Origin of the sequence: Hoeflea sp. AS16 (genome assembly GCF_038900095.1) — a bacterium.
Taxonomy (GTDB): domain Bacteria; phylum Pseudomonadota; class Alphaproteobacteria; order Rhizobiales; family Rhizobiaceae; genus Hoeflea.
Genome location: NZ_JBBMQQ010000003.1, coordinates 106,843 through 129,507, shown reverse-complemented (window position 1 = coordinate 129,507; position 22,665 = coordinate 106,843). Strand labels below are relative to the sequence as shown.

General features: G+C 57.8%; 19 protein-coding genes. 8 read left to right on the top strand and 11 right to left on the bottom strand.

Annotated features, from left to right (window positions below; translation table 11 throughout):
* Nucleotides 1-8: 8 nt before the first annotated feature.
* The 3 genes from WNY80_RS09195 to WNY80_RS09185 all read right to left on the bottom strand — a co-directional run bounded on the left by WNY80_RS09195 (nt 9) and on the right by WNY80_RS09185 (nt 2,587).
* Nucleotides 9-1,850 carry a carbamoyltransferase gene (locus WNY80_RS09195; RefSeq protein WP_342887068.1) on the bottom strand — a complete coding sequence of 614 codons (1,842 nt, stop codon included), beginning with the start codon at nt 1,848-1,850 and terminating at the stop codon, nt 9-11.
* 96 nt (nt 1,851-1,946) lie between these two features.
* Complete coding sequence (locus WNY80_RS09190) at nt 1,947-2,099, bottom strand: DUF5989 family protein (RefSeq protein ID WP_342887067.1); 153 nt, start codon at nt 2,097-2,099, stop codon at nt 1,947-1,949.
* A gap of 17 nt (nt 2,100-2,116) precedes the next feature.
* The gene (locus WNY80_RS09185) at nt 2,117-2,587 is read right to left on the bottom strand and encodes an SxtJ family membrane protein (protein WP_342887066.1); all 471 of its coding nucleotides are present in this window, start codon (nt 2,585-2,587) and stop codon (nt 2,117-2,119) included.
* A gap of 316 nt (nt 2,588-2,903) precedes the next feature.
* Between WNY80_RS09185 and gmd the strand changes: the two genes are divergently transcribed.
* Genes gmd through WNY80_RS09170 form a run of 3 tightly spaced genes read left to right on the top strand, consistent with a single transcriptional unit; the run spans nt 2,904 to nt 6,653 of the window.
* Nucleotides 2,904-3,977: a GDP-mannose 4,6-dehydratase gene (gene gmd, locus WNY80_RS09180; protein ID WP_342887065.1), complete on the top strand. Its 1,074-nt coding sequence runs from the start codon at nt 2,904-2,906 to the stop codon at nt 3,975-3,977.
* 26 nt (nt 3,978-4,003) lie between these two features.
* Nucleotides 4,004-5,863, top strand: coding sequence for a hypothetical protein (locus WNY80_RS09175; protein ID WP_342887064.1), 1,860 nt, complete (start codon nt 4,004-4,006; stop codon nt 5,861-5,863).
* Complete coding sequence (locus WNY80_RS09170; RefSeq protein ID WP_342887063.1) at nt 5,847-6,653, top strand: class I SAM-dependent methyltransferase; 807 nt, start codon at nt 5,847-5,849, stop codon at nt 6,651-6,653. The genes WNY80_RS09175 and WNY80_RS09170 overlap by 17 nt, the downstream gene beginning before the upstream one ends.
* Here WNY80_RS09170 and WNY80_RS09165 read toward each other — a convergent pair.
* From WNY80_RS09165 to WNY80_RS09145, 5 genes are all read right to left on the bottom strand, one after another.
* A complete protein-coding gene (locus WNY80_RS09165; protein ID WP_342887062.1) occupies nt 6,631-7,602 on the bottom strand; it encodes a lysylphosphatidylglycerol synthase transmembrane domain-containing protein in 972 nt (323 codons plus the stop codon). The two genes, WNY80_RS09170 and WNY80_RS09165, sit on opposite strands and share 23 nt — an antisense overlap.
* The gene (locus tag WNY80_RS09160; RefSeq protein ID WP_342887061.1) at nt 7,599-8,372 is read right to left on the bottom strand and encodes a glycosyltransferase; all 774 of its coding nucleotides are present in this window, start codon (nt 8,370-8,372) and stop codon (nt 7,599-7,601) included. Before WNY80_RS09160 ends, WNY80_RS09165 begins: the two co-directional genes overlap by 4 nt.
* Nucleotides 8,369-9,478 (bottom strand): DegT/DnrJ/EryC1/StrS family aminotransferase, encoded by a 1,110-nt coding sequence (locus WNY80_RS09155; RefSeq protein WP_342887060.1) that lies wholly within the window; start codon nt 9,476-9,478, stop codon nt 8,369-8,371. Before WNY80_RS09155 ends, WNY80_RS09160 begins: the two co-directional genes overlap by 4 nt.
* A gap of 228 nt (nt 9,479-9,706) precedes the next feature.
* Nucleotides 9,707-10,945, bottom strand: a complete 1,239-nt coding sequence (locus tag WNY80_RS09150) for a class I SAM-dependent methyltransferase (protein ID WP_342887059.1) — start codon at nt 10,943-10,945, stop codon at nt 9,707-9,709.
* Between the two features lie 405 nt (nt 10,946-11,350).
* On the bottom strand, nt 11,351-12,349 hold the full coding sequence (locus WNY80_RS09145; protein WP_342887058.1) for an NAD-dependent epimerase/dehydratase family protein: 999 nt from the start codon (nt 12,347-12,349) through the stop codon (nt 11,351-11,353).
* Nucleotides 12,350-12,879: 530 nt separating this feature from the next.
* On the opposite strand from WNY80_RS09145, the gene WNY80_RS09140 reads away from it, so the two are divergent.
* Nucleotides 12,880-14,142, top strand: a complete 1,263-nt coding sequence (locus tag WNY80_RS09140) for an O-antigen ligase family protein (RefSeq protein WP_342887057.1) — start codon at nt 12,880-12,882, stop codon at nt 14,140-14,142.
* 129 nt (nt 14,143-14,271) lie between these two features.
* On the top strand, nt 14,272-15,426 hold the full coding sequence (locus WNY80_RS09135) for a hybrid nucleoside-diphosphate sugar epimerase/sugar transferase (protein ID WP_342887056.1): 1,155 nt from the start codon (nt 14,272-14,274) through the stop codon (nt 15,424-15,426).
* Nucleotides 15,427-15,440: 14 nt separating this feature from the next.
* Here the strand turns inward: WNY80_RS09135 and WNY80_RS09130 are convergent, their stop codons facing one another.
* The 3 genes from WNY80_RS09130 to WNY80_RS09120 form a co-directional block, all read right to left on the bottom strand.
* A complete protein-coding gene (locus WNY80_RS09130; protein WP_342887055.1) occupies nt 15,441-16,706 on the bottom strand; it encodes a SulP family inorganic anion transporter in 1,266 nt (421 codons plus the stop codon).
* A 123-nt stretch (nt 16,707-16,829) separates the two neighbouring features.
* On the bottom strand, nt 16,830-17,090 hold the full coding sequence (locus tag WNY80_RS09125) for a helix-turn-helix transcriptional regulator (protein ID WP_342887054.1): 261 nt from the start codon (nt 17,088-17,090) through the stop codon (nt 16,830-16,832).
* Nucleotides 17,091-17,254: 164 nt separating this feature from the next.
* Nucleotides 17,255-18,091 (bottom strand): YiiX/YebB-like N1pC/P60 family cysteine hydrolase, encoded by an 837-nt coding sequence (locus WNY80_RS09120; RefSeq protein ID WP_342887053.1) that lies wholly within the window; start codon nt 18,089-18,091, stop codon nt 17,255-17,257.
* A gap of 124 nt (nt 18,092-18,215) precedes the next feature.
* Between WNY80_RS09120 and mbfA the strand changes: the two genes are divergently transcribed.
* The 3 genes from mbfA to WNY80_RS09105 all read left to right on the top strand — a co-directional run bounded on the left by mbfA (nt 18,216) and on the right by WNY80_RS09105 (nt 22,652).
* The gene (gene mbfA, locus WNY80_RS09115) at nt 18,216-19,199 is read left to right on the top strand and encodes an iron exporter MbfA (protein ID WP_342887052.1); all 984 of its coding nucleotides are present in this window, start codon (nt 18,216-18,218) and stop codon (nt 19,197-19,199) included.
* Between the two features lie 260 nt (nt 19,200-19,459).
* Entirely contained in the window at nt 19,460-21,364 is a 1,905-nt protein-coding gene (locus WNY80_RS09110) for a nucleoside-diphosphate sugar epimerase/dehydratase (RefSeq protein WP_342887051.1), read from the top strand.
* 55 nt (nt 21,365-21,419) lie between these two features.
* Nucleotides 21,420-22,652 carry an MFS transporter gene (locus WNY80_RS09105; RefSeq protein WP_342887050.1) on the top strand — a complete coding sequence of 411 codons (1,233 nt, stop codon included), beginning with the start codon at nt 21,420-21,422 and terminating at the stop codon, nt 22,650-22,652.
* Nucleotides 22,653-22,665 lie beyond the last annotated feature (13 nt).

The window sequence follows — 22,665 nt, the reverse complement described above, 5'->3', positions numbered from 1 at the left end:
GTCCCCGGTCAATCCAGCTCGAAATCGCCGCGGTAGTCTACCTGTTTGGCGGCTGTCTGGTCCTGCTTGTGCAGAACCGCGTTGCCGCATACCAACAGCTCGATGTCGGTGCCCATGAAGCAACGGAACGCATCCTCCGGCGAGCACACGATCGGCTCGCTGCGGATATTGAACGAGGTGTTGACCACGACCGGGCAACCGGTGTTGGCGTGGAAGCGCGAGATCAGCGCATGAAACAGCGGATTGGTTTGTTCATGCACCGTCTGCACGCGCGCCGAATAGTCCACGTGGGTCACGGCCGGTATTGAAGAGCGCGACACGTTGAGCTTGTCGATGCCGAAAAGCGCTTCTTCCTGCTCGGACATGGGTTTGCGCTGCTTTTCGGCAATCGGCGCCACCAGCAGCATGTAGGGGCTGTCGGCGTCCAGATCGAACCAGTCGGACACGTGCTCTTTCAAGACCGCCGGTGCAAATGGCCTGAAGCTCTCGCGGTATTTCACCTTGAGGTTGAGGTTCTTCTGCATGGCGGGATTGCGCGGATCACCCAGGATAGAACGCGCTCCGAGCGAGCGGGGGCCATATTCCATACGGCCCTGGAACCAGCCAACCGCTTTGCCATCGGCCAGGGCCTGGGCTGTGGTCTGCAGCATGTCTTCCTGGCTCAGGCGGGTAAACCTGGCGCCGGCCTGTGTCAGCCTTTGTTCGATTTCATCCTGGTCGTAGTCCGGGCCCAGGTAGGAGCCGGCCATTCCGTCCAGCGCAGAGGAACCGAGCACAGCGCGCGGCTGCTTCGCCTCGATATGGTAAGATGCAAGGGCTGCACCCAGTGCGCCGCCTGCGTCGCCCGCGGCGGGCTGCACCCAGATGTTCTCGAAACAGCCGTCTCTGAGCAGCTTGCCGTTCGCCACGCAGTTCAGTGCAACACCGCCGGCAAGGCAAAGGTTCTTTTCGCCGGTTTCCCGCGCGATACCCCGTGCCAGCTTGAGAACGACTTCTTCTGTAACGTCCTGAATCGACGCAGCCAGATCCATGTGGCGCTGGTCGAGCTGCGCCTCGGGACGACGCGGCGGACCGCCAAACAGCTCGTCGAAGCGGGCATTGGTCATGGTCAGGCCGGTGCAGTAATTGAAATATTCAAGGTTGAGCCGGAAAGAGCCATCTTCCTTGATGTCGATCAGATGCTGCTTGATGATATCCGCGTAACGCGGCACGCCGTAGGGCGCCAGGCCCATCAGCTTGTATTCGCCGGAATTCACCTTGAAGCCGGTGTAGTAGGTGAATGCCGAATAGAGCAGGCCAAGGCTGTGCGGGAAGTGGATTTCCTTGGTGATGTTCAGGCTGGCGCCGTCGCCGATGGCTGTGGATGTGGTCGCCCATTCGCCCACGCCGTCCATCGTCAGCACGGCTGCCCGCTCGAACGGCGAGGGGAAAAAGGCCGAGGCGGCATGGCTGAGATGATGCTCGCTGAACTGCAGGCGGCTCTCCCAGTCCACGCCCTTTTCCATTTCCGTGAGATGGTCGGCCAGCAGCGATTTCAGGAACAGCTTCTCGCGCAGCCACAGCGGTATGGCCATGATGAACGACCGGAAGCCATTCGGGCTGAAGGCGAGGTAGGTTTCGATCAGCCGTTCGAACTTGAGGAAAGGCTTGTCGTAGAATGTGATGATGTCGACATCGCTCAATTTGCAGCCTGCCGTGGCCAGGCAATATTCGATGGATGCCTTGGGAAAGCTCGAATCGAATTTCTTGCGGCTGAAACGCTCCTCTTGAGCGGCGGCCACAATGCGGCCGTCTTCAACCAGCGCCGCGGCGCTGTCGTGATAAAATGCTGAAAGACCTAGTACCCGCATGTCACCTTCGCCCACTTCCGACCCGGAAGTCAGAACCCTGATGTCTGTTTAAGGCATGGCCACGCGCGTGCAGCCATGCCCGGAAAACGCCTGTTGCTAGAACAGGGTGTAAATGAAAGGCGCGATGGCGCTGCCCTGGGTCAGCACGATAAGGCCGCCGAACACGGCCATGGCAATCAGGATCGGCAGCAGCCAATACTTCTTGCGATGTCTCAAGAACGCCCAGAACTCGCGGAGAAACGAAAGCATGATTCTACACCTGTTGATTAAAATTGATTGCGCAGGGATTCAGCCGAAGGACCGGGAGGATCTCGCTTGATCCAGTAGCTCTCCGCTTCCGGGTCCCATTTCAGGCTCAGCAGGTCCTTGCCTGCGAGCCGCATCACCACACCGATGGGGGTGATGACAAGATAGAACAATACGCCCATTGTCAGCGGGCTGATGACTTTTGACATCAACAGCCCGACCTTGCTCCACATCCGGTTGGGCCATGCAAGCAGGTTCGGGGCAACGACCGTTATGCCGGCCATCGCCGCAGCCGCGGCAAGCCAGTATTTCCAGCTGTCACCCGATTTGTAGAGGACATAGGCGCCAATCAGCGCAAAGAAAATCGCAAACACCGTTCCGAAATTACGGTTCGAAGAGCCCTTGATGGTCTCCTTACGAGGCTGGATTTCGTGTGACCCGAAATACTTGTCAGCCTTTGGCTTCTTGCCGGTTCCCTTTGGGGGCGCCATGTTTTTCCATCCAAGTGTAAAGATGTGATCTCGGCAAGCCATATGGAGTTTTGACGGCAATGACAAGCTTTGGTCCTGTATGCTCCATGATACGTATATGTGAGAGTTTGCGCAGCTATCCAAACCGCTCGATAGGTGCGTCGCCAAACGCTGAGAGCACTCAATGCCGATAAAATCGGTCTGATTGGAGGCGTTGATTGGCCTTGTGTGAACATGGCAACATTTATTGGACTCGGTGTTGTCGAAACGGTATGTACCCGGCGTATTCAAAATCCTCCGTCAACAATGCGTGTCTCAATTGCCGAAAGAGTAGCCGATGTCCCGTAAAACAGCTTTAATAACCGGAATTACGGGACAGGACGGCGCATATCTGACGAAATTTCTGTTGGACAAGGGGTATGTAGTCCACGGGGTCAAACGCCGCTCGTCTTCCTTCAATACAGGCCGTATTGATCCGCTTTACAAGGATCGTCACGACCCGGACGCCCGGTTGTTTCTGCACTTCGCGGATATGACTGACGCGTTAAGTCTGCTGCGTGTTGTCCAAACTGTTCAGCCGGATGAGATTTACAATCTTGCGGCGCAAAGCCATGTGCATGTGAGCTTTGAAACGCCGGAGTATACCGCCAACTCCGATGCGCTCGGCACGCTAAGGTTGCTTGAGGCGATTCAGATCCTGAAACTCAACGAGCGGACACGGTTTTATCAGGCATCAACCTCGGAATTGTACGGAAACTCTCCCCAAAGGCCGCAGAACGAAGCGACGCCTTTCGAGCCGCGCAGCCCCTACGCTGTTGCAAAGCTCTATGCCTATTGGATTACCGCGAATTACCGAGAAGCTTACGGCATCCACGCCTCCAATGGCATTCTGTTCAACCACGAAAGCCCCATCAGAGGTGAAACATTCGTCACCCGAAAGATTACACGGGCGGTGGCTGCCATTGATGAAGGCAAGCAGGAGGTTCTCTATCTCGGCAATCTTGACGCCAGCCGGGACTGGGGACATGCACGCGACTATGTGGAAGGCATGTGGTTGATGCTGCAGCAGGACCAGCCCGATGACTACGTGCTTGCCACCGGCAAGACACGAACGGTGCGCGAATTCACACAGTTGGCCTTCGAGCACTGTGGAATAGAAATCGAGTGGGTTGGCAGTGGTGCTCAGGAGAAGGGCATCTGCCGGAAAAGCGGACGCACACTGGTGGAGGTCTCAGCAGAATATTTTCGTCCATTGGAAGTTGACTATCTGCTGGGTGATGCAAGCAAGGCAAAGCGTGTATTGGGGTGGGAACCCAAAACTTCGTTCGAAGACATGGTTCGGCAAATGGTCGATTCGGATCGACGGAGGCTCAAGCTGGGCGAACTAGAGTCGCGAATCGAGCATCTTTAACTTCCGTCGAACCTAGGACAGTGGCTATGACTAACAGCGGCTCCACATGGCGCTCCATCGTCGTTTATGCCCTTGCCGCTATGATGGTTGCCCTGATCGCTCACCAGAACATGCTTCGCCGGAGCTTGTCATCCGATGAGATTCGTGTCGGCGTGCCCATCGCCGGTCACAGTACCGACCTCAATGACAACTATCTTTATTTCAGCCTTATCAAGCGGGGTGCCAGCGCTTGCCGAAGCCCCGCCGACGAAAATGAAGTCGACGCCAGCGGTAATCCACTGGCCTGCTCCTTTGTGGCGGGACTGATCGTCGATCACCTGATCTACAAGGTAATGAAGTTTGTAACTCCCAATCACGCCGCAGCTCTCGGTGCATTGATGGTGGTTCAGACGGCTCTCCTTGCGTTTGCAGCACTTGTCGCGCTTCAGCTGATTCTGAACCGCCGGTTTGGCATGGCTTCATCGCTGGCCCTCGCCGGGCTCATTATCTTTATTTCGGATGCGTTTTCGTGGAGCTTGTTCTCCGGCACTATTTACACCAATTTCCTGCATCTGTGGCGTTTCGAGGCCAATGTGGTGCGTCTGATGAGCCCGACGCTGTTTTGGAGCTTTGGTCTTTTTGCAATTGCGTCCCTCTTGGCTCTGCTGGAGAAGCCGACCGTCGCGCGATACCTTCTTGCATGCGGACTGCTCACATTGACGTCAGCGTCAAGCATAGCTGTCGGGGCGAATATCGGTGCGGGTGTAGGCCTGACGTTTTTGTTCGTACTCGTGAGTCAGCGGCGTATTCATTTTCCACTTTTGTTTGCTGCCTTGGCGCTGTTGGTCGGGCTGGCATGGCAGGAAGTGGCTTTCTATCGCTTTTACCAAACCGAACTCGGGGCTCAGCTGGGGCATGGCCGTTTTGCCGGCTTGAACATCAATACGAATTTCTTTGTTCTGCTCATACCGATACTGATCGGCCGAATTGGATATAAATGGGGCACAAGAGAAGTGCTGTTGAAGTCGATGCTGTTCGGCTCAATGCTGATAGGCCTTCTAAGCGACAGCGTCACGCTCGGCGACCGGCTCTGGCTGCGCGGGGCAACGATGATTGCGCTCGTTCTGTGTGTCGCCCTGTGTATTTCGGCGGTGGTATGGATTTGGGGGATCGCGGGGCGGGGACTGCAGCAGAAGTTTGCAGAGTCGACAAGGCACCGCGTACGGTTTTGGCAGATACCGGTCAGCATTCTCCTGATGATTGGCTTCATCGGTGTTTCAGAGCTGATCAGGCCTTACGAGCCGCAAAAGTGGTCCGGGTTCCTCGAACGTGATCGATATGACACCATGTCGTGGCTCGCGGCGCATACAATGCCTGGTGACGTGGTGGCTTCCGGAAATATTGATGACACCACGCTGATCGACTTCTATACCGATGCCACGCCTTTCGTCGGTCTGTACGCGATGAATGCCTTGCCGTTTGACGAACTCATGAAGCGTTTTCTCCATGTCGTCGATCTTGTCGAGAATAATGAGATTATCATTAATTCAATTTTGAATGCACCAAAAGATGATATCGCCGCGTTTTATGATTACATCTATGGGCCGATGACGACGTTGTTCGATCAAGATGCGTTTCAGGCGGTGGGATTCTATCAATTGTTGATTTATCAAAACTATAATGCTGCTGTTCCCGATCTTTTCGCAAGCGGGAAGGTTGCGCCAGACTTCATTGAGAGGGTCAAGCGTGTCAGAATGGAGGAAGCGGTTCGAAAGTATAGTTATAAATACTTGATATTGCGGAAGACGGACACGTTGAAAAATCCAGAAAATTTCAGGCAGGTATTTCACAACCCAACCTACGTCGTTTATTCCCCGGAAAGGACCGACCGTGCAGTTTCACAATAACTTCTTGAAGCGGTATCTAAGAATCGCACCAGCTGCGTTGGCATTGGAGCGCTCCATTGAATGTGGCCTGCATGTCGGCAAAGAGTGGCCTGCACCTATTTTGGACATAGGCTGCGGCGATGGAATCTTCGCAGACATTCTGTTCGCCGGCAAGATCGATACCGGTATCGATCCCGACGCCAGTGAAGTGGAGCGTGCAAGGCCTCTCGATAAGTACAATGAACTCATTGTATGTTTCGGTGACGATATTCCGAAGGCTGACGGCACCTATAATACCGTTTTTTCAAACAGTGTTCTGGAGCACATTCCCGATCTCATGCCGGTTCTGCAGGAAGTGCACCGGCTTATGAGCGACACCGCGCGTTTCTACATCACCATACCAACAGACAAGCTCGAGCGTGCAACGTTCATCGCCCGTCTTCTCTCTTCCATCGGCCTTGTTGGGCAAGCGAAACGATACGGACAGTTTTATAACCGTTTCTGGAAGCATTATAATGTTCATACTTTGGCCGAGTGGCGCCAGCTGTTTGAGCAGGCCGGGTTCGAGGTCGAAGTCGAACGCCCTTATGTCCCGGTGAACACCTCGACGCTTTATGACCTTTTGACTCCACTGGCGTTGCCAGCACTGATTGCCAAGAAGTTGTTCCGGCGCTGGCTGCTTTTACCGGCGTTGCGCCCGTTCACGGCTCCAGTCATGGCGACACTGCTGTCCGGCGCTGTGGACCGGGCTGTGAGGGATGAGGGCGAATGCCTGGTCTATTATTCGCTCAGGAAGCGTCCTCGGATGTAACCGGTTTAGGACTACCCATCGCGAGGAAGACCAGACCGCCGATGACGCCTCCCAGGATGTTGACGGCTCCGAACAGAATGGACGTTGTAACCGCGACACCAGGGTCGAGCCCAATCAGCGCGAAGCCGCCTGCAAGACCGGCTTCGCGCACGCCCCAACCGCCAATCGAAATCGGCAAGGCGGTCAGTACCAGCACGGATGGCACGATCAGCAGGGCGTCGGTCAAGGTAAGGGGTGCACCAAGGGCGTTTGATATCAGGGCTGTTGTGTAAAGAGCACTCGCATGTGCCACCAATGACAGGATCATGATGATGGCTATCTCGGTTGGCGCACTCAAGATATTCCGCGCATGAACGGAAAGTCTTTCAAATAGTGGCCAGAACCGGCGCCGCCGAAGTGTCGCCGGAGCTCCGTGCAGGTTCAGTAGCAGAAATAGCCCGAGTGCTGCGGCGGCAAGGATTCCTCCGGCCGCATAGAATGGCAGGTTGGTTCCTAGGCGAATGGCCAACAGGGGCAATCCTCCGACCACAAGCATCAGGAGAGCTGCCAAACCGAATAGCCGGTCCAGAAGAACGCTGGCGAAGGCTTTCTTCAGGGTGGTTCCCTGGCGCCATAGGCACCAGCCACGCATGGCATCGCCGCCGAAAGAGGTTGGAAGGAGCTGATTGAAGAAATGTCCGATCAAAACGATCGCTCCGGACATCAAGGTACTGAGCTTAATTCCGGTAAGGTTGCAGACCAGCACCCATCTTATCGCGGAGAGCGCCAGAGCAAACAGCAGAAGAGAAAACGACAGCATCAACGCAAAGCCGAGATCAGCCTCGAGGCCTGACCGGATGAGTTCAAGGTCGACTGTCTGCAGGGCGATTCCCAGGAGGCCAGCTGTAAACAGCAGGCGAACTCCAAAAGTGAGATACCTCATGCGTCCCTTGGTCGGTCTGTCGCTCATGATGAATGCGGCGTAGTCGATGAATTGTTGTCGCCTTTGGTTTCCTCCGAGAACGCAATTCTTGATTTCAGCCGGAGCGCTGCTGTCGTGTAGCTCCAGATCATGTGCAACCAGTTGGATTTGCTCGTACCCGCTCCGCGCAACAGGTAGTGCGATGGTAACTCCACGATCGACATTCCTGCCCGCTGTGCGAAATGGAGCAGGCGGAAATAATACTCACCATAGCCGAAGAAAATCTCGTTCATCGGTAACTGCAAAATGCTGTCTCGTCGTGCGCAGAAATAGCCACCGAGATTGTCTTGAACCTGAGTGCGCAATAACAGCCGTAATATCCAATTGTACACCAGGCTGGTCATGTAGTGCTTGGTATCTGTCATGCGGCCGCCGGCACAGAAGCGGGAACCGCTGACAATATCGTAGATCTCTCCCACATGCAGAAGTCTTGGAATTTCGATCGGATCATGGGTCAGATCGCTGTCCATCACGATGATCCGTTCATGCGCCGCATTCTCGATCCCATGCCGTATCGACTTCGCAAAACCGCGGTCGCTGGTCCGCAGGATTGGCCGGACGGATGGATCATTTTTGAACGTTTCGCGCACGAGATCAAACGTTCCGTCCGGGCTGTTATCGTCGATCACGAGGACTTCACAGGCAAACCCTTCCGGGACGGCAGAGCGGATCTTGTTGACGAGCTCAACTATGTTGCCGGCTTCATTGTAGGTCGGCAAAATCACCGAAAATGCGTTTGATGCGGTTTGTAAGGTCATCCGGCTTTGCTCAACTTTGCAAGTTCGTTGCAAATGTAATCAATTTCGCTGTCGGTCAGGCTTGGGTAGCTCGGCAGACTGATAACCCAGCGTCCAAGATTTTCGCTCACCGGAACAGACGTTGGGCCAAAATAGTCCATTTCCGCCGGTGGCTGAAATCCGGGACGCGTCTCAATTCCTCGGCTCGACAGCGCAGACATTACTTCGTCGCGTCCCTGCGGGAAGGACGTGGCGTCCAGACGTAAGGCAACGGCCCAAATCGCCGCCTCGCATGTCTCCGTGATCATCTGCATTTGAGTGCCCGGCATCGATTGAATCCGATTCTTGTACCGCTGGTACATCCTGACTCGGTGATCCAGAATGGTCTCGATTTTTTCCATCTGGGCCACACCCATGGCAGCCTGAAGATTGGTCAGGCGAAAATTGTGGCCCGGCAGTTCGTGCCAATAATGCCTATGGCGACGCAGGCCATGGCTGCGATAGAGACGCATTTTCTCGGCAAGATCGCTGTCGTGGGTGGTCACCAGACCACCTTCGCCCGTAGTGACTGTTTTGGTGGCATGAAAGCTGAATGTATTTATGTGTCCCTGTGTGCCAGCTAGGAGCGAATCCATTTTCGAGCCGAATGCTTCAGCCGCATCCTCTATGAGAGCAATATCATGGGCCGCGGCGAGATCGACCAGTCCAGGAACGTCGCACATGTTGCCGTAGCTGTGTACGGCAACAATTGCGCGCGTTTGTTTGGAGATGAGCTTTTCCACGGCCTTTGGCTGGATGCACCAGGTTAGCGGGTCGACATCGCAAAAGACCGGGATAGCGCCTTTCTGTAGCGCCAGATTTGCGGCCGCCATGAACGCGAAACCCGGCACAATGATCTCGTCACCAGGCTGAATATCGAGAGCCAGAAAGGACAGATCCAGCGCCGCTGTACCATTGCTCACAGCAATGGCATGGGGAACGCCAAGGAACTCAGCGCATGCAGCTTCCAGCCGTTCAACATATGGGCCGCCGGAGATCCAGCTCGATCGAAGCGCATCGATGACGTACTTCTCTTCGCTGCCCCAAAACTCGGCCTTCGCCCAAGGGATGTTTGGTCTTGTCTTCACAGATGTCCTTCCTAGAAGAATCGGTAACCTTGTCTCTGGAAAGCGCGAACAGCTTCACGTGTTGGCATAAGATAGTAGGTGCCTTGACGCTCTACCATTCAGATGTCGCAAGTTCCCTCGTCTATGGCGAATAGCTTCGATCGGCATACTTGCCTCAGACTTGGCGAGAGGGATCGCAGAGCAGCATCTTTGGACGGCGTGACAAATGTCTGCCAGGAAGTTTTTCGCTCACCCGTTCACCTTGATCTTGGGCAACGGGTAGACAAGCTTCTGTCCAGCAAGATGAGGTGCGTTGTCGAAAAACGGTTTGAAGTGCCAGGGCAGAACTATCAGGTAGTCTGGTTTCTGACTGAGCAATTCGCTTTCAGGGATGATGGGAATGAGGGTGCCTGGGGTAAAGGCTCCAAACTTGTCCTCATTAACTTCTCCGATGGCAGCGATATCGTTTGTGGTGACACCACAATATTGCAGCAGGACATTACCCTTCGTGGAAGCTCCGAGCCCCCCAACGAAAGCACTTTCTTGACGAGCCATTTGGAAAAAATTGTGCAAAGCATCCCGGCTTTCCTCAACCCGTTCGGCAAAGGAGCGAAACAGGGCAAGGCCATCCAGCCCTATGGACTGTTCATGCTCAAGGATTGCCGAAAGCCCGTAAAATTCCGGCTGTGGAGCCTCTTTCCGAGCGACGGTGAGCGAAAAACTGCCACCATTCACATCATTGAACGAAACGTCGATAATCTTTGCCCCGGCGCGATCCGCCATCCATTTGATTTGGCTCAGGGCGTAATACTCAAGGTGTTCGTGACACACTGTGTCGTAACTGTTCCGGGCGATCATCGTCGGAAGATAGCTTTGCTCGAGAACCCAAATGCCGTCGTGCTCGAGCATTTGGATAACTTCATGCATGAACTCGGCCGGTGCCTCCAGATCATAAAACATCGAGAACGAAGTTATAACCCGTGCGCGACGACCGCCGAGATGCTGTTGCAGGGTCTGTGCGGAGAAGAAGTCCGGTATGAGGCGGATGTGCGGCTTGTAGTATGACGCAAACTTCCGGCCGGTTGGATCGACTCCAACAAGGTCGTAGAGATCGGCGGGATAAGCCGAAAGTGTCGTTCCATCATTGCTGCCGATGTCAATGATAAGATCTCCGGCCTGGAGCGGAGCGATTTCCTGAATATGAGCCACCTTGGCATGAAGATGCCTTACCATGCTGGCATTTAGTCCGGAGCGATAGCCGTACGTATCTCCATACATGCTCTCAAGATCGAAGGTGTGAGCCAACTGCACCAGGCCGCAAGCCTCTTCAGGCTTGCCAATGCACTTAACCAGCTGCAGAGGGCCAGTTTCCACTTCTTCCGATACGGACCGCGGGAAAATGCCGCTCATCACCTGCTCGCCCAGATCCAATATGGGAGCCAGATGCTCATTACCACAAATGCGACAGCGGCTTACTATTCTGGACATTATGGCTTTCGGTAGTATCTGGTGACGATGCAGAGAGCGAGTACCTTCTAGATCAAACTGAGTCAATCTAGCCGTTGGATAGCCCTTGCTTGGCGTCGCCGCGGACAATCTGTCGGGTTGACGTTTTTAGCACGCCAGTAACTTGAGCCTTTGCCTGATATGGCTTTGGGTAAGCAAAACAGAGTTCCTGCTTACCCGTTTGGCGTGAGTGTTCGGAGGTAATTTGCTGTAAAAACAGAGCTATTTTGTATGCTTGCCGATTGGATTTGGTTGCCGTTCATCATACCGGAAATGCGGCAGATTTTCGAGGGCGCAGGAAACCAGATAGTGGCTCCAACAAATATATATATGTGGTGTCTCGGTAGCAGCCTTCACTCCCGCCCCCTCCGGCAAGCCCGGGCCGGTTCAGGTTTGTGCTGTCTTCAAGGCGACGAACCAGTCGACGAGGTCTCCGATATCCTTCTCGAGTGTGGTGCGGGGTTGCCAGTTGAAAAACTGTCTTGCCTTGGAATTTTCCGAGAAACTGCGTGGCACATCGCCGACCCTCTCGGGTTTGAACAGCAGTTCGGGTGTCTCGAAACCGCGCGCCCGTATTGCCTCGACCAGCAGCGTGGCGACCTTCAATATGCTGGTTTCGGCCTTTGTCGCGACGTGAAAAACCTCGCCCCTGGAGGGCCGCTGATCGGTGGCGGCCTTCGCAATCACCGCGCAGATGTCGCTGACATGAATGAAATCGCGCGTCGCCGAACCGTCTCCGTAGATTTCGATCGGTTCGCTGGCCAGCAGCTTGCGGATGAAGGTCGGGATGACCCCGCTCGAGCGGTCCGAATAGGGGCCGAACACATTGGAAAAGCGCAGCACGGTGGTTTGCAGCCCGTAGCAACTGGAAAATGCCTGGCAATAGGCTTCGCCGGCCAGCTTGCCCGCGGCATAGGGGTTCCCGAGATCGGGCGCCATGTCCTCGTGGATCGGCGGCGCCGCATTGGCCAGCGGCGCGCTCGAGGAGGCAAAGACCAGCCGTTTGACGCCGGCCATACGCGCCGCATCCAGCGTGTTCAGGGTGCCGATGACATTGTTCTGGTGATCGAAAAACGGGTCTTCGACGGACCGGTTGACATTGGATGAAGCCGCGAGATGAACGACGTAGTCGGCACCGGCCATTGCCTCGGCCATGGCCGGACGGTCCAGAATGTCACCGGTGACGCAGGTGATGTCCGGCGCATTCCCGCGTGCCCCGGCCGCTTGCTTGAGCGCGTCGATAGGCCGGCTGGCCGAGGCCTCGGTTGAATCGTAGATGACGATTTCCCGCGCCAGGGGGGCCGTGGTTCCCGGGGTGCCGGCGAGGAGCGTGACCAGGTTGGACCCGATGAACCCATTGCCGCCTGTGACAAACCACCTACTCATATCAAACCAATCCAATCATGATGCGCCCGTCTCGCCCAGCCTCTCGTGCTGTCCCGGCAGACTGCCCCTTATAGATCAGGGCGGCAGGATTTCCAGCCAATTTGGATGCATGGCGGTTGGCAGGCCCGGCCTTCTTTTGCGCCAACGCCCGGCAACCGGTCGCGCGGGCGCGAACCGGGCAGGCTCGAATCTCAGCTGGTGGGCGGGGTCGGAGCGAGTGATTGCCGCTGACAGTGCCCGTGAGAGGGGAGCGTCCGGTGGGCCTGAAACGGGCCCGGCCCCGCAACCCGGTGATCGGGAAACACCGCGACAGGCCTAGGTCCTCGACAGTGAACAGGGATCAAATTCTTGACCTGCGCAAACCGTCGCTCCATACATCACCTCCGGATTTGCCGAGACAGGCAGATGCGCGATCGCTGCTTTTTTCGAAGATCCATGCGGATGAGGGGTTCACCGGTTGGAATATCCAGACTGATCAATCGATCACCACATGAATTCTTCACGCCCATCCCTAGTCAGGAAAAACCCGAATGCGCTTCCCCTTACCGTCCAAGTCTGCGTCGAAAAGAATTTTCCTGTTTCGCCGCAAGCTGGATGGCTGGCTGTTCGCACTGGGGGCATTCATGTTCATGCTCCCGACAGAGACAAGCGCAGTCGTGTTCGGCATTTTCGTGGTCATGGGGATCTACCTGCTGCTGTTCAGGCCGGCGAAGTCCCTGCGTCACCTCGACAGGAAATACGTTCTGGCGACGCTTGCCTTCTCAGCCTCGTGCCTGGCGATAAACCTGGCCAACGGAAGCCTGCCCGAAGACATGCGATGGTCGTCCTATCCGCTGTATTATCTCCTCATCATCCCGCTTGCCGTCGGTGCGGTCCTGGTTCGTGATCCGTTGCGCCAGTTCGTGTTGGGCACGCGGGCCGGCCTTGTCGTCATGGCGATCTGGGGGCTGGCCGTGACGGTGATGGACGGCGGGCGTTTTGGCTTCGGTTCGAATGCCGCCAATGCGTCCTTCGCGATCGCGTTTCTGGCGGTTGTTTCGCGCCTTCAGGTCAAGTCGCCTCCCTGGCTGCTGGCCAATCGAAGGCTGTTTTTCTACGTCGCCCTGATCCCGATCCTGATTTCCCAGACCCGGTCTGTGTTGCCCGTTTTCATTGTCGGTCTGGTCTGGGATCTGTTCAGTCTCGCCCGGGCTGACCTGAAAAGCTGGAAACTGGCCGACCGGCAGGCGCGGGCAGTCTGGGTTGCCGTTCTGGCGCTTGCGGCGGGAAGCATCTGGCTGGTGTCGCCGATCCTCACGCAGAGGATTGAGGCGACGATCAAGGAAGTGAACGTCACGCTCGAATTCTCGGAATTCACCGGCTCGTCGGGAATATCAACCCGGCTCGTCCAGTGGCAGGCGGCGCTGAACCTGATCCCCGAGCATCCGCTGCTCGGTCGTGGCGGACATGGAATTTCGGCTGAAATCGCCAAGCGCAGCCCGTCCTACAACCAGGAAAATCTGGAGAAATATTCCTTCGTTCACAATTTCATCCTCGATGAAATCCTGCAGCGTGGCTTTGTCGGGCTGACACTCACGCTGGCTTATTTCGGGTTTTGCTTCTACCGGATATATGCGCGCGGAAGCCCCAGCATGAAGGAGAATGTCGTTCTCATGCTGGCTTTGACGCTCTCTTTCGGCATGCTGCATTATCTGTTGGTGATTGACCGGCATGTCGCGCTTTACGCCCTGTATTTCCTGCTGTTGACCACGGCCAATCATGGCTGGCGGCCACCATACAGGCAGACTGCCTGAGCGGCGGTATGGTCTGTGACGATGGAAAGGATGCGCTGTGCATTGCTGCAATAGGCTATCCATCCTGACGGGTTCTGCTGTATGCGGACGAGCAACCGGGGAGCCGCGGATGGGTGGGCTGGAAACAAGATGAAAATACTGATCACCGGCGCATCAGGCGTTGTCGGCCAGGATCTGGTTCCGCTGCTCGCGCGGCCGGGTGTGCAATTGCTGCTCGCCGGGCCGGATCCGGAAAAACTTGCGGCACTGTTTCCGCAATGTGAAACCTGCGGCGATGACGAAATCGTCCGGCGTGCGCGTGGATGGGATCTGCTGGTCCATATTGCCGTTGACGGCAAAGGCCACGGCGGGGAAGCCCGTGTGCGCGCCAGTGATGCCTTGCTGGCCGGGATGGCCGACACGGCCCGCCAGGCAGGCATTGGCCGCCTGCTCGCAATATTCCCCGTGCATGCCCGGGGGCAGCTCAGCCAACCGGTACAGATCGAGGGATTGGACGCTGTCACTCTCTATGTGCCGCTGGTCCATGGAGCCCGTTGGGCCGGGCGGTTGAGCTGGCTCAACCCTTTGCCCGGACGGCTGGCGCGCGGCCTGTTCGGCATTCTCGCCATGCTCCGGCCGACCCTTGATGTGCAGCGGCTTGCCGATTTCATCCTGTCGTCGGAACAGCCGGGTTCCGGAAGTGAAATAATTCTCTCTGACAGCCAGCAGGACAACGCCTGGTTCGCCGCCTCAAAGAGGTTGATCGACCTGGTCGTGGCCATCGGTGTCTTTGTGGTTTTATGGTGGGCGATGGCGCTGATCTGGGCCGTCATCCGTTTCCAGTCGCCGGGGCCGGGCATATTTGCCCAGACGCGCATCGGCCGCAACGGCCGAGAATTTGTCTGCTACAAGTTCCGCACAATGAAGCTGGGAACCCGCCAGGCCGGGACCCATGAAATCACCGCGGCGGCGATCACGCCATTCGGACGCTTTCTCCGCGCAACCAAGCTCGACGAATTGCCGCAGGCCTGGAATATCCTGTGCAACCAGATGAGCCTTGTCGGCCCGCGCCCCTGTCTTCCGACCCAGACGGCATTGATCGAGGCCCGCGAGCGGCTCGGGGTTCTCAGGATCAAGCCGGGCATCACCGGCCTCGCCCAGATCAACGGCATCGACATGAGCGATCCGGAACGATTGGCGGAATGGGATGCAAGGTATCTGGCCTTGCAGTCCCTGCGCCTGGACATTTCGATTGGCCTGTCGACGCTGCTCGGAAGCGGGCAGGGGGACAAGGTCGCCAGATGAGCTGCGGCTGAAGCTTAACGGTCCGGCGGCGTCCAGTCTGTTTCAACCGCCTTGCGGCGGCTCAGGCGCAGCGCCAGGCCGATTGAGACCCCGGCGCCAATGGCGACCGTCAGATCGACAAGAACGGTCAGGACCAGCGTGAGCAGCAGGAGCATGACGTCGCTTTTCCTGCCGCGCGCATATTCGCCCCACTTGTGCGGTTCGGTCATGTTCCACGCCGTGACGATGAGCAGTGCGGCAAGCGCCGGCATCGCCAGGTAACTCGCCAACGGTGCGGCAAACATCATCACCAGCAAGATGACGGCGGCATGGACAAGTCCTGCCACGGGTGTCTTGCCGCCGGCCTTGATGTTGGTCGCGGTGCGCGCAATCGCGCCGGTGGCCGGAAGGCCGGTGAACAGGGCCGAGCCGATATTGGCGATGCCCTGAGCCGTCAGCTCGGCATTCGGCCTGTGCTGGCCTTCGATCATCTTGTCGGCGACCATGGCCGACAGCAGCGATTCAACCCCGGCCAGGAAGGCGATGATGAAGGCGGAGGGAAGCAGCTCGATCATGCGCGAGATGGAAAGTTCCGGCAGCTGCGGCCAGGGCATCTGGCTTGGAAGTTCACCAAACCGCGAGCCCAGCGTATCGACAGGGAGCGACATCAGTGCCACGAGCGCGGACCCGACTCCGACGGCGACGATGAGGCCCGGAAAACGGGGCGCGATGCGCCGCAGAACCACAATCAGGATCAGTGTGACAATGGCGATTGCAAAGGTCGCAAGGCTGAACGTGTCCAGGGACTCCCACAGCACCGGGATTTTTTCGAGGAAATCGGCCGGCTCCTTTTCAATGGCGAGGCCAAGAAAGTCCTTGAGCTGGCTCGTGGCGATGATGATGCCAATGCCGATGGTAAAGCCGTTGACCACCGCCTCGGGAACGAAGGCAATCAGGTTGCCGGCCCGGAAGTAGCCGCCGACCAGCAGGATGATGCCCGCCATGAAGGTCGCCAGAACAAGGCCGTCATACCCGTATTGGGCAATCACGGAGAACACGACGACGATGAAGGCCCCTGTCGGGCCACCGATCTGGACCCGGCTGCCGCCAAACAGCGAAATCAGAAAGCCGCCGACGATGGCCGTGACAATCCCCTTGTCCGGACCGGCCCCGGAAGCAATGGCGATGGCCAGGCTCAGCGGCAGCGCAACCATGGCAACCGTTGCCCCGGCCAGCAGGTCACTGACAAACAGCTGCCAGCTGTAGGTTTGAAGTGTGGTGAGTATCTTTGGTTGACGCATTTCGAGAGCCCATTGCTAAAAGTGTGAGAGTTTGTGTTTCTCTTTGTCCAGCTTTGAGCGGCGGGATCGTCGGCAGTCTGTCGGCGGTCGCCGTCGCGACTTGAGTTGTCTTCAGGGTGGCATTTACGAGGAAGGGGTCGGGTTCTTCAGCCTGACCCCGCGCCCGCCGGTGGTGCTGCTTGCATTGTCCCCGATGAGTTCGATGCCTGCCTTGTCGAGCGCCTCCGCCACCTTGGTAAGGGTGTCGATGATGCCCCGGACATTGCCGTCACTGGCTTCCATCCGTTGAACGGTCGGCAGCGACACACCTGCCATCGCGGCAAGGGTTTTCTGGTCTATGCCAAGAAGCGCCCGGGCGGCGCGCAGCTGTGAAGCGGTAATCATGGCTCGACTTTCTTGCGTTAGCACTCAACATGAATGCTTAAAACACTCATGTTAATGTGTCAAACATCAGTTATGGGGTGTTAAACGTTATGCCGGCAGCGCGCAAGGGCACGCCGTGAGTGCAGGCCGGGGAAAGGTCTGGCCCTGTTCGCGTCGGGGCGGCGTCACTCGCCTGGCGACGCGATCTCCGGGTTTTCGCCGGGTTCGGGCACTTGCTTGTGCCCCCACTCGATCCGCTTGTAGTCGAACCCGTATTCGAGCGTCGGCTTGACCACCTTGAAATAGGGCGAGAGGTCGAAATCCCGCGGGGCAAACAGCGAGTAATGCCTGATATGCAGGATCTCGCGGCGGGAATAGTCTGAATCGGCCCGTTGCCGGCCCGGTGCAAGGGTGACTTCGGGAAGGATCGGGTAGTGCACCGATTGGAACGCCTGGGCGATCATCGAGGAGCAGATGGCGCGGGTCGGGTCGCCGGATCCGAAGGCGATCATCCGTCTGCGCCAGCGCACCGGCACCGGTGGCGTGGGAAAGAAATAGCGCAACATGTCGAAAATGTTTTTCATGTCATAACGGACCCCGAGCCGGTCCACCATGTAGGACACGACGGCTGCCCGGTCCTCGGGGGTCAGCCCCACCGGGCGGCAGATCCGTGTATTGAAGCGGGTATATTTGGACAGCGGCACCGCAACGCAGCCTTCGCCGAGATTGACCTCGACCAGTTGCGGATACTCGTCGCTGCTGTCGTCATCGGGCTTCAGGGCGCTACCGACATAGAGCGCTGCATGCGACCAGGTCGACTGGGTCAGATACTTGATGGCCGCCGACACTTTCTGGTTTCCCTCCACCAGCAGGATGTCGCCTGGCTGAAGGGTGCGCGAAAGCGTTTCGGGATCGGATGGCGTATAGGGCTCGTAGCCGGCATTGGTGGAATGCAGCCGTCGCGCCAGGAAGCTGCCAAGGCGGTCCAGCAAACTCTCGGACATGTCGCGTGCTTCGGTCATGAAGCAACACTTGGCCTCCACCGCCGCCGGGATCAACCCGGCTGGCATCAACTTTGTGTTTTCCCGACTTGATAACTGTGCCGCATCCTCATAATTTAGAACCATTCTAATTTGTGAGGGTAACATGCTCAATCGTATTATCGGCTTCAATCGCAGGTCCTTCGATTCCCTGAGCGAACAGGAAATTCTCGCCCTGGCGATCTCGTCGGAAGAGGATGATGCCCGCATCTACCTGGCCTATGCGGATCATCTCAGGGAAGATTATCCGCAGTCGGCCAAGGTGTTCGAAGAGATGGCGGCCGAGGAAGGCGTGCACCGCGCACGCCTGATCGAGCGTCACAAGGAGCGGTTCGGAGATCGCATTCCCCTCATCCGTCGAGAACATGTCCGCGGCTTCTATGAGCGCAAGCCGGACTGGCTGGTGAAGAACCAGTCCGTCGACAAGATCCGGCAGACCGCCGAGGACATGGAAGCCCAGGCCCACAATTTCTATCTCGCCGCTGCCGCGCGTGCCTCGGACGCGGACACCCGCAAGCTGCTCGGAGACCTGGCGCTGGCGGAAAAGAGCCATGAATCTCTGGCGCGCAAGCTTGGTCTCGAACACACGCCCGAAGACGTGAAGGCCGAAGAAGAGGAAACCTACCGGCGCAAGTTCATCCTGACCTATGTCCAGCCCGGACTGGCGGGCTTGATGGATGGATCGGTCTCCACCCTTGCGCCGATCTTTGCCACCGCCTTCGCCACCGGTGACACCTGGACGACCTTTCTGGTCGGGCTGTCGGCGTCCGTCGGCGCCGGCATTTCCATGGGCTTCACCGAAGCCGCACATGATGACGGGGTGATCTCCGGCCGCGGCTCGCCAGTCAAGCGCGGTCTGGCCTCAGGCATCATGACCGCGCTCGGCGGCCTTGGTCATGCACTTCCCTACCTCATTCCCGATTTCACCATCGCAACTTCCGTTGCCATTGCCGTGGTCTTCGTCGAACTCTGGGCGATCGCCTGGATCCAGAACCACTGGATGGACACGCCCTGGAGCCGGGCGATCTTTCAGGTGGTCCTGGGCGGAGCGCTGGTCTTTGCCGCCGGCATGTTGATCGGCAATGCCTGAGGCGTGAAAAACGCCAGTCGATAGCCTCCCGCAATGTCAGCACGCCGGCGCATGAGATGCCGGCGTGCTGCCCCAGTTTTCCTGGCTTGCCGCTAAAAAAATCTGCGTCATACAAGCGCGAAAAGCGCCAATCATTGCAGGGCCGTGGAACCGGCAGTCGCCGGTGCTTGAGTTGCCAAGCGCGGGGGGGTGTGCCATTGAGCGGCTTGGAAAAATTCGGATTTCGATGACGAATTGAACATCAACAAGAGACTTCGAGCATGATTCGTAAGGTGATCCATTGGCTTGCTGCGAGAAATCGACGGACTAAGCAATTCATCCTTATCATCATCGATTTCGTCTTGTTTTCCGGCGCGGTTTGGCTGAGCTATTCGCTGCGCTTCAACGCACTCTACAACCCCGATATCAACCAGCTGCTTTTGATCTTGGCGGCGCCGGCCATCGGCATTCCGATCATGTATGCCTCGGGTCTCTACACCTCGATCACCCGCTATGTCGGCGAACATGCGCTCTGGACGATTTTCAAGGCGGTCGGACTGACGGCCATTCTTTGGGCGGTAGTCGCCTATGTGGCGCGGCTTGAAGGCTCCACCCTTGTGCCGCGAACGGTGCTGGTGCTGTTCTGGCTGCTGTCGCTTCTGCTGGTTTCCGGCTTCCGTTACATCTCGCGATGGCTGATCCTGGAATTCACCCAAGAGCCGACCAAGCGGCGAAACATCCTGGTCTACGGCGCCGGTGATGCCGGCCGCCAGATCGCCGCGACCCTGAAGCAGAGCAACAACCGCATCACCGTCTTCCAGGTTGATGACGATCCGACAATGTGGGGCGCCACCATCGGCGGCATCAGGATCAGCAACCCTGCGGACGTCGAACGGCTGATTGAACGAAAAGGCATCAGCGAAGCCATCGTGACCATGCGCAGCGCCAATTCCGCCCGCCGGGCCGAGGTTGTCGAACGGCTGAGCGATCTTGGATTGCGGGTTCGCATCCTTCCGGCCTTTGTCGACATTGCCGATGGCAAGCACACTGTCGATCTTATCCGCGATGTCGAGATCGGCGACCTGCTGGGCCGCGATGCGGTGCCACCCGATCATGCCCTCATGGAAGCCAACACCCGCAACAAGGTGGTTCTGGTGACCGGTGCGGGCGGCTCCATCGGATCGGAATTATGCCGGCAATTGAGCGCGGTCGGGGTGTCCAAGCTGGTCATGCTGGATTCGAGCGAAATCGCGCTCTACCAGATTGACCGCGAGCTTGCCAAACAGGCCGGTCTCGAAAAGGTCGCGGTGCTGGGCTCGGTTGACGACCAGGCCCTGTTGCGGCGCGTGATGCGTGACCATGCCGTCCGGACGGTGTTCCATGCCGCGGCCTACAAGCATGTGCCGCTGGTCGAGGCAAACCCGTTCGAGGGTGTGAAGAACAACGTGCTTGGCACATACTCGGTGGCGTCTGCCGCCTATGACAGCGATGTCGAGGTCTTCGTGCTCATCTCGACCGACAAGGCCGTCAGGCCGTCAAGCGTCATGGGCGCGTCCAAACGGATTGCCGAGCTGGTGGTCCAGGATTTCGCCGAGAAGGCCAAACGCAACAAGACCGGCAAGGTGTTTTGCGCGGTCCGGTTCGGAAACGTCATCGGCTCCAGTGGCTCGGTCATTCCGTTGTTCAAGGAACAGATCCGCAATGGCGGCCCGATCACGCTGACCCACCCGGAAACCACGCGCTATTTCATGTCGATCGAGGAAGCAGCACAGCTGGTCATTCAGGCCGGCAGTCTGGCGCGCCGCAACGACGAGAGCGAGAATTTCCCCGGTCGGATCTTTCTTCTCGATATGGGCAATGCAGTCTGCATCCGGGACCTGGCGATCAAGATGGTGCAATTGTCCAGCCTGACCGTCTGCGATGAAAGCAATCCCGGTGGCGATATCGCGATCAAGGAAATCGGGCTGCGTCCCGGCGAAAAGCTGCATGAAGAACTTTTCTTCTCCGTCGAGGAGGCCAACCCGACATCGCATCAGAAGATTTCCGTCGCGGCGGAATCCGCGCCTGACGGTTTCGACATGGCCGAGATCTTCAGGGAACTCCAGGATTTGACCGCCAGGGAGGATCATGCCGGTTTGCTGGCGTTCCTGCGCCGTGTCGCCGGAATGGGCCTGCAGTCGGAATGATGTCCCGGACTTGCTTTGAAAGGGCAGGGAACGCGATCCTTGCAGGGCTGGCGTCGTGACCCGCCCGGCCCGCCGCGTCGAGCCGCTGACGCTGCTCATCGGCGTCTCCATGACCATTGGCTATGGAACGCTGTATTATCCTTTTGCCATCCTGGGGCCGGAGATCGCCCGCGCGCAGGGCTGGAGCAACGGTTTCGTCTTCGGGGTGTTTTCCGCAGCCTTGCTGACCAGTGCGGTCACCGCTTCGCTGGTGGGGCGGGCGATGGATCGTTTCGGCGCACGGCCGGTGATGGTCACGGGGTCGTGTCTGGCGGCGCTTGCCCTCGTCAACCTGTCGTTGGTCCAGTCCATGACCGGCTTCGTTGTCGCCATGCTGGTGATCGAATTCGCATCGCGCATGGTTCAGTATGAAACCGGCTTCGCGGCATTGACCGCCATTCACGGCCGTTACGCCCGGCGCCCCATTGCCCATGTCACGCTTGTTGCCGGTTTTGCCTCCACCGTCTTCTGGCCGCTCATTCACTGGCTGCTCGGATACATGGACTGGCGCGGCGTCTGTCTGGTGCTGGCCGCTATCAACCTGCTGATCGCCATGCCGATCCACGCCATGGTTCCGCGAAGGGCCGGAACGCATGACAGGTCCCAGCCTGCCCCCGCTCCGAACCGGGATCCCGGCCTTCTCAAACCCGGAAACCGCACGGCCGCCTTCGTTTTCATGGCCATCGCCTTTGCCGGCGGCAGTTTCCTGATGTCCGCAGTGCACACATCCTTCTTCCTGATCTTGAGCGAGATGGGCCGCACAGCAGCGCTCGCGGCTCTGGCCGGTGCCGTCATCGGCCCGATGCAGGTCGCCGCGAGGCTTATCGAGATGCTGTCCGGGGAACGGGTGTCGTCTTCGGTCGTCGGAGTGATTTCGAGCACGACCCTGCTGCTCGGCCTGGTCTGCCTGGTGGCGGGACTCTGGTTCGACGGAGAGCTGATCGTGATCGCATTTGCAGTCAGCTTCGGTATCGGCCAGGGCTTGAACTTCATCGCCCGCGCCATTCTTCCCGCGCGCTTGTTCGGCACCGAGGGCTATGGCGCCATGACCGGCAATCTTGCCACGCTTCGCCTGCTCGCGATGGCCGGCGCACCGGTTTGCACGGCGCTGGCCATCAGCCATGCTGGCATAGGTTTGACGCTTGCTCTGTTGATGCTGGTGGCCGCCGTCGGCGTCTCTGCGTCATGGGCACTGTGCTTGATTGAAAACCGCGCAGCCGCGGCAGAAGCAGCCACACCGGCAGCCTGACATCATGCCTTTC